The organism is uncultured Tateyamaria sp., assembly GCF_947503465.1.
Taxonomy (GTDB): domain Bacteria; phylum Pseudomonadota; class Alphaproteobacteria; order Rhodobacterales; family Rhodobacteraceae; genus Tateyamaria.
Genome location: NZ_CANNDN010000007.1, coordinates 1 through 13,999 on the forward strand (window position 1 = coordinate 1; position 13,999 = coordinate 13,999).

General features: G+C 62.0%; 13 protein-coding genes. 6 read left to right on the top strand and 7 right to left on the bottom strand.

The features are described from left to right. The 4 genes from Q0844_RS20555 to rpsL all read right to left on the bottom strand — a co-directional run. On the bottom strand, positions 1-134 hold a 134-nt coding region (locus Q0844_RS20555), incomplete at its 3' end, for a GTP-binding protein (protein WP_299049224.1). 89 nt (positions 135-223) lie between these two features. Then, positions 224-2,341 (bottom strand): elongation factor G, encoded by a 2,118-nt coding sequence (gene fusA / locus Q0844_RS20560; protein ID WP_299049073.1) that lies wholly within the window; start codon positions 2,339-2,341, stop codon positions 224-226. Between the two features lie 26 nt (positions 2,342-2,367). After that, complete coding sequence (gene rpsG, locus Q0844_RS20565) at positions 2,368-2,838, bottom strand: 30S ribosomal protein S7 (RefSeq protein WP_076628880.1); 471 nt, start codon at positions 2,836-2,838, stop codon at positions 2,368-2,370. A gap of 12 nt (positions 2,839-2,850) precedes the next feature. After that, the gene (rpsL, locus tag Q0844_RS20570; RefSeq protein ID WP_024809820.1) at positions 2,851-3,222 is read right to left on the bottom strand and encodes a 30S ribosomal protein S12; all 372 of its coding nucleotides are present in this window, start codon (positions 3,220-3,222) and stop codon (positions 2,851-2,853) included. A gap of 399 nt (positions 3,223-3,621) precedes the next feature. Between rpsL and Q0844_RS20575 the strand changes: the two genes are divergently transcribed. Together Q0844_RS20575 and Q0844_RS20580 are read left to right on the top strand one after the other, a co-directional pair. Further along, the gene (locus Q0844_RS20575) at positions 3,622-4,410 is read left to right on the top strand and encodes a heparin lyase I family protein (protein ID WP_299049087.1); all 789 of its coding nucleotides are present in this window, start codon (positions 3,622-3,624) and stop codon (positions 4,408-4,410) included. Between the two features lie 22 nt (positions 4,411-4,432). Further along, the gene (locus tag Q0844_RS20580; RefSeq protein WP_299049088.1) at positions 4,433-5,239 is read left to right on the top strand and encodes a putative rhamnosyl transferase; all 807 of its coding nucleotides are present in this window, start codon (positions 4,433-4,435) and stop codon (positions 5,237-5,239) included. On the opposite strand, the gene Q0844_RS20585 is transcribed toward Q0844_RS20580, so the two are convergent. Continuing rightward, a complete protein-coding gene (locus Q0844_RS20585; RefSeq protein WP_299049092.1) occupies positions 5,228-6,094 on the bottom strand; it encodes a DMT family transporter in 867 nt (288 codons plus the stop codon). The genes Q0844_RS20580 and Q0844_RS20585 overlap by 12 nt on opposite strands. A gap of 139 nt (positions 6,095-6,233) precedes the next feature. Between Q0844_RS20585 and Q0844_RS20590 the strand changes: the two genes are divergently transcribed. Next, positions 6,234-7,499, top strand: a complete 1,266-nt coding sequence (locus Q0844_RS20590) for an MFS transporter (RefSeq protein WP_299049094.1) — start codon at positions 6,234-6,236, stop codon at positions 7,497-7,499. Here Q0844_RS20590 and Q0844_RS20595 read toward each other — a convergent pair. Then, complete coding sequence (locus tag Q0844_RS20595; protein ID WP_299049097.1) at positions 7,487-8,878, bottom strand: sensor histidine kinase; 1,392 nt, start codon at positions 8,876-8,878, stop codon at positions 7,487-7,489. The genes Q0844_RS20590 and Q0844_RS20595 overlap by 13 nt on opposite strands. Further along, positions 8,878-9,552: a response regulator transcription factor gene (locus tag Q0844_RS20600; protein WP_299049099.1), complete on the bottom strand. Its 675-nt coding sequence runs from the start codon at positions 9,550-9,552 to the stop codon at positions 8,878-8,880. The genes Q0844_RS20595 and Q0844_RS20600 overlap by 1 nt, the downstream gene beginning before the upstream one ends. Positions 9,553-9,684: 132 nt before the next feature. On the opposite strand from Q0844_RS20600, the gene Q0844_RS20605 reads away from it, so the two are divergent. The 3 genes from Q0844_RS20605 to Q0844_RS20615 all read left to right on the top strand — a co-directional run bounded on the left by Q0844_RS20605 (position 9,685) and on the right by Q0844_RS20615 (position 13,972). Continuing rightward, complete coding sequence (locus Q0844_RS20605) at positions 9,685-10,797, top strand: tricarboxylate transporter (protein WP_299049101.1); 1,113 nt, start codon at positions 9,685-9,687, stop codon at positions 10,795-10,797. Positions 10,798-10,862: 65 nt separating this feature from the next. Further along, entirely contained in the window at positions 10,863-12,890 is a 2,028-nt protein-coding gene (locus tag Q0844_RS20610; RefSeq protein ID WP_299049104.1) for a tripartite tricarboxylate transporter permease, read from the top strand. Beyond that, positions 12,887-13,972 carry a 4-oxalomesaconate tautomerase gene (locus tag Q0844_RS20615; protein WP_299049107.1) on the top strand — a complete coding sequence of 362 codons (1,086 nt, stop codon included), beginning with the start codon at positions 12,887-12,889 and terminating at the stop codon, positions 13,970-13,972. Before Q0844_RS20610 ends, Q0844_RS20615 begins: the two co-directional genes overlap by 4 nt. The last annotated feature ends 27 nt before the right edge of the window (positions 13,973-13,999 follow it).

A 13,999-nucleotide genomic window follows, 5' to 3' on the forward strand; every position in this document is an offset into this window, starting at 1 on the left:
ATCTGGTCATATGCCTGGAAATCACCGAAATACTTCGTGATCGCCGCCGTCAGCGTCGTCTTGCCGTGGTCAACGTGACCAATCGTGCCAATGTTAACGTGCGGCTTCGTACGTTCAAACTTTTCCTTTGCCATTGCAAAGCTCCTTCTTTGTATCGTGTCGCGGTGGGCAGATTGCCCACCCTACGGGGGTGGTAGGGTGGGCAATCTGCCCACCGCTGGAATTAAGCGTATTTCGCCTGGATCTCGTCGCTGATGTTCTGCGGCACGGGATCGTAGTGATCAAATTGCATGGTGAACTGGGCGCGGCCCGACGACATCGAACGCAGCGTGTTGATGTAGCCGAACATGTTGGCCAGCGGCACCATCGCGTCGATGGCGATGGCGTTGCCGCGGTTTTCCTGGCCCGACACCTGACCCCGACGCGATGTCAGGTCACCGATGATGCCACCGGTATATTCTTCAGGCGTGATGACCTCGACCTTCATGATCGGTTCCAAGAGCTTCGCGCCGGCCTTCTTCATGCCTTCGCGCATGCCCATGCGGGCTGCGATTTCAAAGGCCAGCACCGATGAGTCCACGTCGTGGAATTTGCCGTCGATCAGGGCCACCTTGAAGTCGATGACGGGGAAGCCCGCCAGCGGACCGCTGTCCATGACAGAGTTGATGCCCTTTTCCACGCCCGGGATGTATTCCTTGGGCACGGCACCGCCGACGATGCGGCTCTCGAACGAATAGCCTTCGCCCGGCTCTGTCGGCGAGATGATCATCTTCACTTCGGCGAACTGACCCGACCCACCCGACTGTTTCTTGTGGGTATAGGTGTGCTCGACCTCGTGACCGATGGTCTCGCGGTAGGCCACCTGCGGGGCGCCGATGTTGGCTTCGACCTTGAACTCGCGCTTCAGACGGTCCACCAGGATGTCGAGGTGGAGTTCGCCCATGCCCTTCATGATGGTCTGACCGGATTCCATGTCGGTTTCTACGCGGAAGGACGGGTCCTCGGCGGCCAGACGGGCCAGGCCCTGGCTCATCTTCTCCTGGTCGCCCTTGGTTTTGGGCTCGACCGCGATCTCGATGACCGGATCAGGGAAGTTCATCGTTTCCAGAACCACCGGGTCGTTCTTGTCGCACAGCGTGTCACCGGTTGTGGTGTTCTTCAGACCACCCAGCGCGATGATGTCGCCTGCGAACGCTTCGGTGATCTCGTCCCGGTCGTTCGAGTGCATCATCATCATCCGACCAACGCGCTCGTTATTGCCTTTGGTCGAGTTCAGCATCGAGTCACCCTTGGTCAGGGTGCCCGAATAGATGCGCACGAAGGTCAGCGAGCCCACGAAGGGGTCGTTCATGATTTTGAAGGCCAGGCCCGAAAACGCCATGTCATCATCCGCACGACGCGGGATGTTACGCTCTTCGTTTTCGTCGCCGGGTTTGAAGCCCATGTAATCCACAACGTCCAGCGGGCTGGGCAGATAGTCGATCACGGCGTTCAGCAGCGGCTGCACACCCTTGTTCTTGAAGGCCGAGCCGCCCAGAACCGGGACGAAGTCCAGCGCCAGCGTGCCCTTGCGCAGCAATTTGCGCAGGGTCGGCACGTCGGGCTCGTTGCCTTCAAGGTAGGCTTCCATCGCGTCGTCGTCTTGTTCGACGGCGGCCTCGATCATCTTCTCGCGCCATTCGGCGGCCATGTCGGCCAGATCGGCACGGATCGGGGCCTTGATCCAGGACGCGCCCAGATCCTCGCCCTGCCACAGCCACTCTTCCATGGTCACAAGGTCGATCAGACCTTCCAGCTCGGTCTCTGCACCGATCGGAATGCCGACGGGCACGGCGCGCGCACCGGTGCGGTCTTCGATCATGCGAACGCAGTTGAAGAAGTCGGCGCCGATCTTGTCCATCTTGTTGACGAACACCATGCGCGGCACCTTGTAGCGATCCGCCTGACGCCACACGGTTTCGGTCTGCGGCTCAACACCGGCGTTTGCGTCCAGAACACAGACAGCACCGTCCAGCACGGCCAGCGAACGTTCGACTTCGATGGTGAAGTCGACGTGGCCAGGCGTGTCGATGATGTTCAGGCGGTGCTTGGGGGTGTCCGCCGTCTGACCGTCCTCGGTGCGTTCCCAGAACGTGGTGGTCGCAGCCGATGTAATGGTGATCCCGCGTTCCTGCTCCTGCTCCATCCAGTCCATGGTGGCTGCACCATCGTGCACCTCACCGATGTTGTGGGACTTGCCTGTGTAGTACAGGATGCGTTCCGAACAGGTGGTCTTGCCGGCATCGATGTGAGCCATGATGCCAAAGTTGCGGTAGCGGTCGAGCGGATATTCGCGTGCCATGGGGCTGCTTCCTCAGGGTGTCTGGATTACCAACGGTAGTGGCTGAACGCTTTGTTGGCGTCGGCCATCTTGTGCGTGTCTTCGCGCTTCTTCACGGCAGTACCGCGCGACTGTACAGCGTCGAGCAGCTCACCGGCGAGGCGTTCTTCCATCGTGTTTTCGTTGCGGCCGCGGCTGGCTGTGATCAACCAGCGGATGGCCAGCGCTTCGCGGCGCTCGGGACGAACCTCAACAGGCACCTGGTAGGTGGCACCACCGACGCGGCGCGAACGCACTTCGACGGACGGTTTGATGTTGTCCAGCGCTTCGTGGAACACTTCCACGGGGGCGCGCTTGATCTTCGATTCAACCCGGTCGAACGCGTTGTAGACGATGCGCTCGGCGGTCGATTTCTTGCCATCGACCATCAGGTTGTTCATGAACTTGGTCAGAACCTTATCGCCATACTTGGCGTCGGGCAGGACTTCGCGTTTTTCGGCGGCGTGACGACGTGACATCTGCTGCTCTCCTTATTTGGGGCGCTTGGCGCCGTATTTCGAACGGCGTTGCTTACGATCTTTGACGCCCTGGGTGTCCAGAACGCCACGCAGGATGTGATACCGCACACCGGGAAGGTCTTTGACACGACCGCCGCGGATCAACACAACCGAGTGCTCTTGCAGGTTGTGGCTCTCGCCGGGGATGTAGCTGATGACCTCGAAGCCGTTGGTCAGGCGCACCTTGGCAACCTTCCGCATGGCCGAGTTCGGCTTTTTGGGTGTGGTGGTGTACACGCGTGTGCACACGCCGCGCTTCTGAGGGTTGCCCTCAAGGTGAAGCGACTTCGAGCGTTTAACTTTTGGCTGCCGCGGCTTGCGGATCAGCTGTTGGATCGTTGGCATTGCAGGTTCTTTCCCCGTCTCATCAACACATGTGTCATGCGGGTCCTACCCGCGGTTTCAATTCCATCGCTTGCTGTGCGTCCACAACAGCGCAAAAACCGCAATCGCTCCGGTGTGCGGGGCGACGCGGTGGGTTTCCAGAGGATCGGGCCAATGCGGGGCCGGATCGTGTCCACTTAAGTTTTGATTTCGGTGCCGGGGCGACCCCCTTGCCGAGATAGCGGGCGTATATGGCGAGTCTCTTAGGGTGTCAACAGGCCCTGCCCCATGAACGGAAGGCCTTTGCGGTATTTTCCCACACCCTCGTCCGCGCCCTTTCGCTGGACAGGTATGACAGATCGTCGTTACATCTAACACCAAGGCAAATTTGGAAGAAGAATGAAACGTTTAGCATTGGTTTTGGCCCTTGGCCTGATGATTTCCCACCTGCTTGCTGTCCTTCCGGCCCACGCACAGCGGTTGCCGGTCGAACGCAGCATGTTGAAAAACACGACGCAGCATGGTTTTGCCAAAGTCAAAGACAACACCCGTATGGGCAAGCGCGCCCAACGATTTGAAGTCCGCGCGGGCGATTGCGGCTGGGACACTGGCTGGAGCGACTGCGACAATGATCGTGAACGTTCCGAACTGACAGTCAAAAAAGACTGGCGTGCCGGCACGGACCAGTGGATTGCCTTCTCGATCTACCTGCCGCCCGACTTCAAGACGTCTTCGCGTGTTCGTACCACTGTCGGACAGGTCAAGATGCGTGGGGGGCCAACAGGTTTTGCCGGCGGTTTCCCGTCCGAGCCGGGCGTATTCCAGATGGAGATGCTGGGCGATCGCTACTTTTTGCGGGTGCATGTCCTGTCCGGACCTTTTGACAACGTTCGCAACGACATCAAGGACTACAACCTGGCCAGTATCCGCGAGTTGCGGGGCAAATGGACGGATTTCGTGGTGCGCCTGAACACAAAGTCTGCGCCCGGCATGCTGGAAGTTTATAAGAACGGCACGCGCGTGGCGGCGCACGCCTACAACCAGAATTACGCCCCAAAGAACTACTACTTCAAATACGGCATCTACCGATCATTCGTCAGCAGACATCGTGGACCGATGCCGACGCAGGTTGTGTATTTTGACGAGGTGCGCATGGGCCGCAGCTATGACAAGGTGGCGGTCGAGGCGCAGCGGCGCGCCGTCGACTGAACAACAACGAGGCGTACCAGCAATGCAAGTCATCGGGCTTTGCCGCTTTTCCTACCCCGCGATTGGCGGCTTCCAGGTCGGTCACGACACCATCGAAGAGCGGATGGACTATCTCTGGTCCCGGGACCGGTTGGAAGAACGGTTTCGGCTGCTTGAAACCATGGCCCTGCCCTGCCTTGCGGCGCAAACCGACGAGGATTTCGATCTGATCTTGCTGATCGGTGACCAGTTCCCCAAACAGCACGAAGACAGGTTGCGCGACCTGACCGCGCATCTGCCGCAGGTCCAGATCGTCAAAGAGCCGCCCAGGAACAGCCGCGAGGTCTGTAAAGACGTGTTGAATGCCGCGCGCAAGGACTTTGACGCGCCCTGCATCCAGTTCCGGCATGATGATGATGATGCCTGCGGCATCGACTTTGTCGAAAAGCTGCGCGAGGCGGCGCGCGATGCCCAATCCCTGTGCCGCAAGCACAGGACGGTCGCGTTTGACTGGAACCAGGGCTATGTGGCCGAGGTTAGGGCCGACGGGATCGCCGCCACCGAAATCTACCGCCCGTTCTATGTCTCGTCGCTGGGCATGCACATTGCCGGGGGCGTGGCGCTTACCATCCACAATTACATGCATGAACGCATTCCCCAGTTCATGCCCTGCGTGACCTATGCCGACAAACACATGTTTATCCGTACGCATAACGGATTTAACGACAGCCGCCAGAAGAAGGTCAAGCAATGGCCGGTTGAGCCACTGACACCCGCGCAGGAAAAGACATTCAAGTCCTGCTTTGGCGTCGATGCCGACCACATCAGATCGGTCTTCTCAGCGCCCTGACACCCGCCCTTCGCGGTAAAGGGTGAACAGGCCGGTCGCAACCACAATGGCGGCCCCTGTCAGGGTCAGCGACGACGGCCAGTCGCCAAACACCAGCCACCCCAGCACCAGCGCCCACACGAGGCCGGTGTAGCGGAACGGCGCGATAAAGCTGATTTCGCCCACGCGCATAACCTGCACGGAAAAGAAGTATCCGCCGATGATAAAGACCGAGGCGCCGCTGATCAGCAGTGCCATCCGCGTGTCGAGGGGCACCCATGTGGTCGTGGTCGATGCCACCCCGGCAAAGGCCATAACGGTCAGCGCCGCCACCAATGTGACGGTCATTGACGGCACATCCGGCGACAACCGCCGCGTTGCCAGGTCACGCACGGTGACACAGGCCACCGCGATCAACGCATAAACAGACCAAAGCGAAAACCCCTCGGGGCCGGGGCGGACGATAAGCAGCATTCCCATGAACCCGAGAAGGATGGCCGACATCCGACGCCACCCCAGCGGTTCGCGAAAAACCAGCGCGGCACCGACCGCGACCGTCAACGGCAGAACCTGCAGGATCGCCGTCACATTGGCGAGCGGCATGTTCAGCAAGGCCGTCATGAAGAAGTAGGCGGCCCCGACCTCGGCCAGCGACCTGAGGGCGATCAGGCCCCAGTCCCGGCGCGCAATACGAAAATGGATGCGGCCCAGCCACCGCGCCAACGCGACAATCAGGATCGACGACAGCACACCCCGGATCACCAGAAGCTGCATCAGGGGGACGGCGCCGCCGGTCAGCTTGATCAGCGTGTCGTTCAGCGTGAAGGATGCCATCGACGCCATCATCAATAGCGCGCCAAGAGTATTCGGGGACATGCGGGAAACCGGTCTTTGAGGGCTTGGCAGACGCTATCGTGGCACCGCCCTCATTGCCAGAGGGGCCGTGCATCTTTCCGCTTGACCTCAAGGGGGCTTGATATCCTACTCGTGGATCACGCAATCATACAGGCCCTGCATGACACAGCCCAATCCCCTGCCCCGGTTCATTGCCGCAAGTGGCATGACGAACCTGGCCGATGGCATTGCCGTGGTGGTGTGGGCCTGGATCGCCTCACTGCTCAGCCGCGATCCGCTGTTGATTGCGCTGATGCCCATCGCATTGCGCCTGCCCTGGTTCCTGTTTGCCTTGCCTGCGGGTGTCGTGACCGACCGGGTGGATCGCAAGCGGCTGATCCTTGGCATGGATGTGCTGCGCTGTGTGGCCTTCGCTGCGGCTGCGCTGTGTGTGTGGCGGGTGATGCCGCTTGATCCTGCGCCCGCAGACGGTACGGCGCATCCCACCCTGTTTCTGGCCTTGCTGATATGTGCGCTGATCGTTGGCACGGCAGAGGTGTTTCGCGACAACGCGGCGCAGACCATCCTTCCGGCGCTCGTGCCCCATGCGCAACTTGAACAGGCCAACGGGCGGCTTTGGAGCGTGGAACTGGTCGGTAATTCGCTTTTGGGTCCGGCCCTGGGCGCCTTCCTGATTGCCGCCGTCCTGTGGACGCCCTTTGCACTGAACGCGGCCATGTTTGCGCTCGCCGCCCTTCTGGTTCTGACCCTGCGCGGGCAGTTCAAGCCGGAACGCGCGACACAGACCGCGTGGCGGACCGACCTGGCGCAGGGTCTCGCCTTCTTGCGGGCGGCGCCGTTTCTGCAGGTGCTGGCCGTGATCACCGGGGTCTGGAACCTGCTGCACCAGATGGTGGTGATCGCTCTGGTGTTGCATGTGCAGGAAAACCTTGGGATCGGGGCGCAGGGCTATGGGTTGATCCTGGCCGCGGGCGCGATCGGCGGCATCGCGGGCGGGCTGGTGGCGGCGCGGGTTGTCGCGCGGATGGGGCAAAGCGGTGCGGCCAGGTGGATGACGCTCGCCTCTGCGCTGGCCTTTGCCATCATCCCCCTTGCGCCCAATGGCTACGTGCTGGCGCTGGTCCTTGCGATGTTCGAATTCACCGGGCTGATCTGGAACACCGTATCCGTATCCTACCGGCAGCGATCAATCCCCGATGCCCTGCTGGGCCGCGTGAACAGCATTTACCGGCTTCTGGCATGGGGCATGATGCCCATCGGCCTGCTGCTGTCCGGCCTGATCGTCAGCGGGTCCGAGACCTATGTTCCTCGCGACGTTGCCCTGACGTCGCCGTTCATCGTTGCCGCGGTTGGGGCCGCGCTGTTGACCCTATGTGCCTGGGGGCCGCTGGGCCGCGGGTTCAAGCCACTTGATCATGCAGATTGAGTTCGTACGGCAGGCAGTGGCACCGGCAGTTCGATCACAATGCGCGCCCCGCGTGCTGCGTCCCCGATCATCAGCCGTCCGCCATGGCTTTCGATCACACGTGCCGCGATTGGCAGGCCCAGCCCCGTGCCCGGCCCGGCCTGGGCCTGGCTGAACCGGCCGACCGCCAGCACGCGATCCTCGGGCGCAATGCCCACCCCGTTGTCCTGCACCACCAGCCGGACCAGCGATCCGACCCGCGCCAACGTCACCTCGATCCCGGACAGACCGGGTCCGCCATGCAGGACCGCATTGGTCAAGAGGTTCAATACCGCCTCTTGCAACATCACGGTGTCCCCGGGAATGGACAGGGCGCTTTCGGCAGCGACGAACGAGATATCGACGTGATCGTGCGGCACCGAGGATGTCGCACGGAAGCGATCAATTACCGCGCCGCACAAGTCGACCAGATCCACGTCGCCATGCTGATGGGGCGTGTCCGACCCCTTGGCGCGCTCGAAGGACAACATCTGATTGGTCAGATGCGTCGCCTGCCGCGCGGCGGCGACCAGTTCGGCACTGCGCGCCTTGGCGGCCTTTTGGCTTGGCGCGCTTTCCACGGCTTCGGCAAGGGCCAGCACCCCGGCAATGGGGTTGCGCAACTGGTGCGCCGCGTTCGAAATGAATTCGTCCTTCGAACTGATGCGGCGCGCGACCCGGTCCAGAAGGCCATTCAGGGTGGCAACGATGCCCAGCGCTTCGGCGGGGACGGGACGGCGAATGGGGGTCAGGTCGCTGGGTGTCCTGCTGGCAATGGCGTCTTCCAGGTCCATAAGCGGTTTCAACCCGAACCGCACCCCGAACCACACGATCAGGGCAACCGCCAGCAACAGCAACGCCATGACGGCCACGGTGCGCGACGCCACGGTCCGCACAAAGGACGCACGGACCGCCATGTCCTGCCACACCGAAATGGTGAACAGCCCGGTCACCCCGTCCAGGGTGGCACCGTCCTGAAAACGCAACACGCGCACATTGCGGCCCTGATAGGTCGCGTCGTAAAACAACGGCTCGGACAGGATCGGCGGCGTGTCCTGCGGCGGGGGCGGCGGGGTCGCGTATCCGGTGACAAATACGCCGTCCGGGGCATACACGTGATAAAACACCTCGCCCCCGGACGTGTCGCTGATCAGCCGCCGCGTGGGCGGGGTCAGCGCGTCACCGCCGGACATGGCGACGTCCCGCGACACGGCCAACGCCGCCGACAACAGCCCCCGGTCAAAGATGTCACCGGCCCGAACCGATGTATTGCGGAACTCCAGTACCGAAAACAGAACCGCAATCAGCAACAGGGGCGTCAGGATGATCAGGATCAGGCGCGCACGCAAAGAGCGGAACATCACAGGACGCTTTCGTCCAGCAGTTGGTAGCCAAGCCCGCGCTGCGCCTTGATGGCCAGGCCATGGGGCCTCAGCCGCGTCCGCAGCCGGGAGACGTAGACCTCGACCACCTTTTCATCAACATCGGCACCCACGCCATAGGCATAATCCAGCAGGCGCGCCTTTGGCACCAGTCGACCCTGCGCCGCCAGAAGGCACTCGAAAACCGACAATTCGCGGCGGGGCAATTCGATCGGTACCCAGCCATCAAGAAGCTGCCGCGCGTCGGGATCGAAATGCAGCCGCCCGATCCTTTGAACCTGGCGTTGGGGGACCGCGCGACGGCGGGCCAGCGCACGCACGCGCGCCTCCAGTTCGGCCATCTCGAAGGGCTTGATCAGGTAGTCATCAGCCCCGGCATCCAGACCCAGCACGCGGTCTTCGGTCTTGGCCCGCGCGGTCAACAGCACCACGGGCCGCTGGTCCCCCCGACCACGCAAATCCGACAGGATCTGCAACCCGTCGGTGCCGGGCAGGTTGATATCCAAAATGATCATGTCGGACATGTCACCCTTCAGAAACGCGGCTGCATCGCTTCCGTCATGCAGCACGTCAACGGCATGCCCGGCATCTACCAACCGATAGGCGATGCCTTTGGCCAGGCCGACATTGTCCTCAACAAGCGTGATGCGCATCGAATTTCCGCGTTCGAAAGTTTCGTGCAAGGTTCGCAGGTCAGCCTACCGACATCAACCGAGCGAGGACAGCCCGGTGATTCTGTATTGGCGGGCCTGCGAACGGGCCCCCTGCACATAAGGGAGGAACATATGTCCATCTTCAAAACCACACGTCGTGTGGCCTGCAGCCTTGTGGCTGCGGCAGCCGCGACATTCGCCGTTCAGGCCAACGCGGGCGGCCATGGTATCGATCTGGAAGGCAAGACCGTCGAATGGATCATCCCGTTCTCGGAAACCGGCGGGTCGGCCAAATGGGCCAACTTCTATGCACCGCTTCTGTCCGAAGCACTGCCCGGCCAACCCACCGTCGTCGTGAAATTCATGCCGGGTGCCGGCTCGACCAAGGGCGCGAACTTCTTCCAGGAACAGAAATACGAAGACAGTGAAGGCACATTGATCTTCGGGTCGTCCGGTTCGACACAGTTTCCATTCCTGCTGGGTGATCCCCGCGTGAAATACAATTACGCCGACTGGAATGTCGTTCTGGCCTCGGGTACGGGCGGCGTTGCCTATCTGCCACCTGAAATGGCCGCCAAGATGGATGGCCTCGACGCATCCGGCCTTCAGGGCGAGGATTTCATCTACGGCTCGCAAGGCGCCACACGCCTTGACCTCGTGCCGCTTCTGGCCTGGGAAATGCTGGGCCTTCAGGTCGAGCCCGTCTTTGGCATCAAGGGCCGTGGTGATGGCCGCCTGATGTTCGAACGCGGTGAGGCCAACATCGACTACCAGACCTCGTCCTCGTATCTGAAAGGCGTAACACCACTGGTCGAGGCGGGCACAGCCGTTCCGATGATGAGCTGGGGCGCGTTGGATGACGCAGGCAACATCGTGCGCGATCCGACCTTCCCCGACATGCCGACGTTCAAGGAAGTGTGCGAAGCGACCGCAGGCTGCGAAACCTCGGGCGAACAGTGGGACGCATGGAAAGCGTTCTTCATCGCGGGCTTCCCTGCGCAGAAGATGGTGTTCCTGCCCAATGGCGCGTCCGCAGATGCCATCGCGACCTATACGCAGGCCTTTGAAGCGATCAAGGCCCGCGCAGACTTTGCCGAGATTTCCTCGGGCCGTCTGGGCAAGTACCCGCAGATGACGGGCGCCGAAGCGGCCGCGGCCCTGACAAGCGGCACAGAAGTGCCCCAGGCCGCCAAGGACTTTGTCGTTGGCTGGCTGGAAGAACGGTATGGCGTCACGCTGAACTAGGCTTTGCTTTCGGAACATCCCGCCGCACGCGCGGGGTGTTTCATCAAGCAAAGTAGGGGCATCTCATGGACATTCTGGCAACCGCCCTGCCCGCCCTTGGCGATGCCTGGGCGCTGATCCTGCAACCGATTGTTCTGGGCTATCTGGTGCTGGGGGTTGTGATGGGCCTGTGCATCGGGGTCTTCCCCGGTCTGGGCGGCATCGCGGGCCTGTCGCTGCTCTTGCCCTTCATGTTCGGCATGGACCCGATCCTGGGCCTCGCGCTCATGGTCGGCATGGTGGCGGTCGTGCCGACCTCGGACACTTTCGCATCCGTGCTGATGGGCATCCCCGGATCATCCGCGTCGCAGGCCACCGTGCTGGACGGCTTTCCCATGGCCAAACGCGGCCAGGCGGCGCGTGCCCTTTCCGCCGCCTTCGCCTCGTCGCTGTTTGGCGGGCTGGTCGGGGCAAGTTTCCTGACCATCTTCATCCTGATCGCGCGGCCCATCGTGTTGGAATTCCGCACCCCGGAACTTTTGATGATCACGATCTTCGGTCTCTCCATGGTCGGCATCCTTGCCGGCCGCGTCGCGATCAAGGGGCTGGTCGCCGCAGGCCTCGGGATGCTGATCGGCACCATTGGCGAAGGGGCGTCATCCGGCGATCTGCGCATGTCGTCCTACGACTACCCCTACCTCACCGACGGGCTGAAGCTGGTGATCGTGGGCCTCGGCATCTTCGCCATCCCCGAGATCATCTCGCTGCTGCGTCAGGACCGCGCCATCGCCAAGGAACAATCGCTGGGCGGCGGCTGGCTTGATGGGGTCAAGGACTGGTTCGCCAATGTCTGGCTTTCGGTCCGCTGTTCGATCATCGGGGTCGTTGTGGGCGTGATCCCCGGCCTTGGCGGATCGGTCGTGGACTGGATCGCATATGGTCACGCAGTGCAAACAACCAGGGACAAGTCAAACTTCGGCAAGGGCGAAGTGCGCGGCGTGATCGGTCCGGAAAGTTCGAACAATGCCAAGGAGGGCGGCGGGCTGGTCCCCACCCTTCTGTTCGGCATCCCCGGCTCCGGCTCCATGGCGATCTTCATCGGGGCCATCGCGCTGCTTGGCTCCGGCCAGATCGAAGTCGGCCCCGCGATGCTCAAGAACAACCTCGACATCACTTATTCCATCGTCTGGTTGCTGGCGCTGGCGAACGTCGTGGGCACAATCATCTGCATCGCAGCCTCAGGCGGCATCGCCAAGCTCACCACCATCCGTTTTGCGCTGCTGGCCCCGTTCCTGTTCATGATCATCAGCTTTGCCGCCTTCCAATCCGGTCAGAACCTGATGGACCTCGTCGCCCTCTTTGCCATCGGCTTCTTGGGCATCCTGATGCGCCGCTTCGACTGGTCGCGGCCCGCGTTCCTGATCGGCTTTGTCCTGTCCAACCCGGCGGAAACCTACGCCAACCAGGCGCTTCAAATCGCGCAATCCCGGTTCCGCAAGGGGATGGAGGACGGGTTGGACTATATCTTTTCCCCCATCGTTATCGTGTTGATCATCATCACGGTCCTGTCGGTTGTGGTGGGCTTGCGCCAGTCCAAGAACATCATGGCCGAAGGCGATGTACAGTCAGGGTCGAAGCGCGCGCCGTTGGTGTTTCTGATCGCCGTTACCGCCTACATCGCCTACGCCTTCTATGACGCTGCCTCGATCCCGTCGTTCAGCCGCGACCGCACCTTCCCGATGTTCGTGGCGGGCGTGTGCCTTGTGGGCTGCGTGATCCTGATCATCCGCATGATGCTTAGGCCCGAGACCGACACGATCTTTGCCGACCGCGAGCGGCAAGGCGACGATGCCGACGCCACGCACGGGCTCTGGCCCACACTCGCGTGGTTCGCCGCACTGCTGATCCTCACTTCGCTGCTGGGGTTCATCCTTGCGCTCGGCTTGTTCCTGTTCGCCTTCCTCAGGATGCGGGCACAGCTTGGCACCGTTGTGGCCGGGGTCTACACCGCTGTGGGCATCGCCTTCATGTGCACCATGGCGGGACTGTTGAATCGGGACTTTCCACCCGGTCTTTTGCAGGACTATGTCGATCTGCCGTGGCCTTTGACATGACGCAAACAGCCATTCCATTCCTGTTCATGCGTGGCGGCACCTCGCGCGGGCCATACCTGAACCGCGCCGACCTGCCCGAGGATCTCGACACCCTGGCCGAGGTGCTGATCGCCATGGTCGGCTCGGGCCACCCGCTCAATATCGACGGCATTGGCGGCGGGGCTGCGGTGACAACCAAGGTGGCGATGCTGTCCGCCTCGGACGATGATTGGGCCGACGTGGATTACTTCTTTGCACAGGTCAGCGTCGAGGACCGTCTCGTGGATTTCAGGCCGACCTGCGGTAACATCCTGTCCGGCGTCGGACCTGCCGCAATCGAGATGGGGCTGGTGGCCGCCCGGACCGACGAAACCCCGGTCAATATCCACGCGGTCAATACCGGCGCCCGGGTTGCGGCCGTTGTGAAAACGCCGGGCGGAACCGTCAGCTACGAGGGCGACGCCCAGATCGACGGCGTCCCCGGCACCGCCGCCCCGGTGGCGCTGACGTTCATGGACACCGTGGGTGGGGTCACAGGCGCCTTCCTGCCGACCGGCAACCTGACCGACACAATCGACGGCATCCCGGTTACATGCATGGACGTTGCCATGCCCATGGTCATCGCCAGGGCCACCAGTTTTGGCCTGACCGGCTATGAAAGCGCGGCCGAGCTGGACGAAAACGCAGATTTCTTTGCACGGATGGAAGCAGTGCGGATCAAGGCGGGCGCGTTGATGGGCATGGGGGACGTGTCGCAATCGGTCACACCGAAATTCGGGCTGCTCGCACCGGCCCGCGCGGGCGGAACCGTCGCCGCACGCTATTTCATGCCGTGGAAAACCCATCCGACCATGGCCGTGACGGGTGCCCAATGCCTGGCGTCCTGCGTCCTGACACCCGGCACAGTGGCCGACGCGCCGGTACCAAACGAAAACCCGGCGCGGATCACCCTGGAACATGCGTCGGGTCGGATCGACGTGCTTGTCGATTATGACCAAACCGAAGCAGGAACAGCGATCAAGGCTGCCGGGCTGGTGCGCACCGCGCGCAAACTGGCCGCCGGACACGTCTTTGTGCCCGCGTCGGTATGGGCGGGGAATTGACGATCTGATTATTTTGTATACCATGGT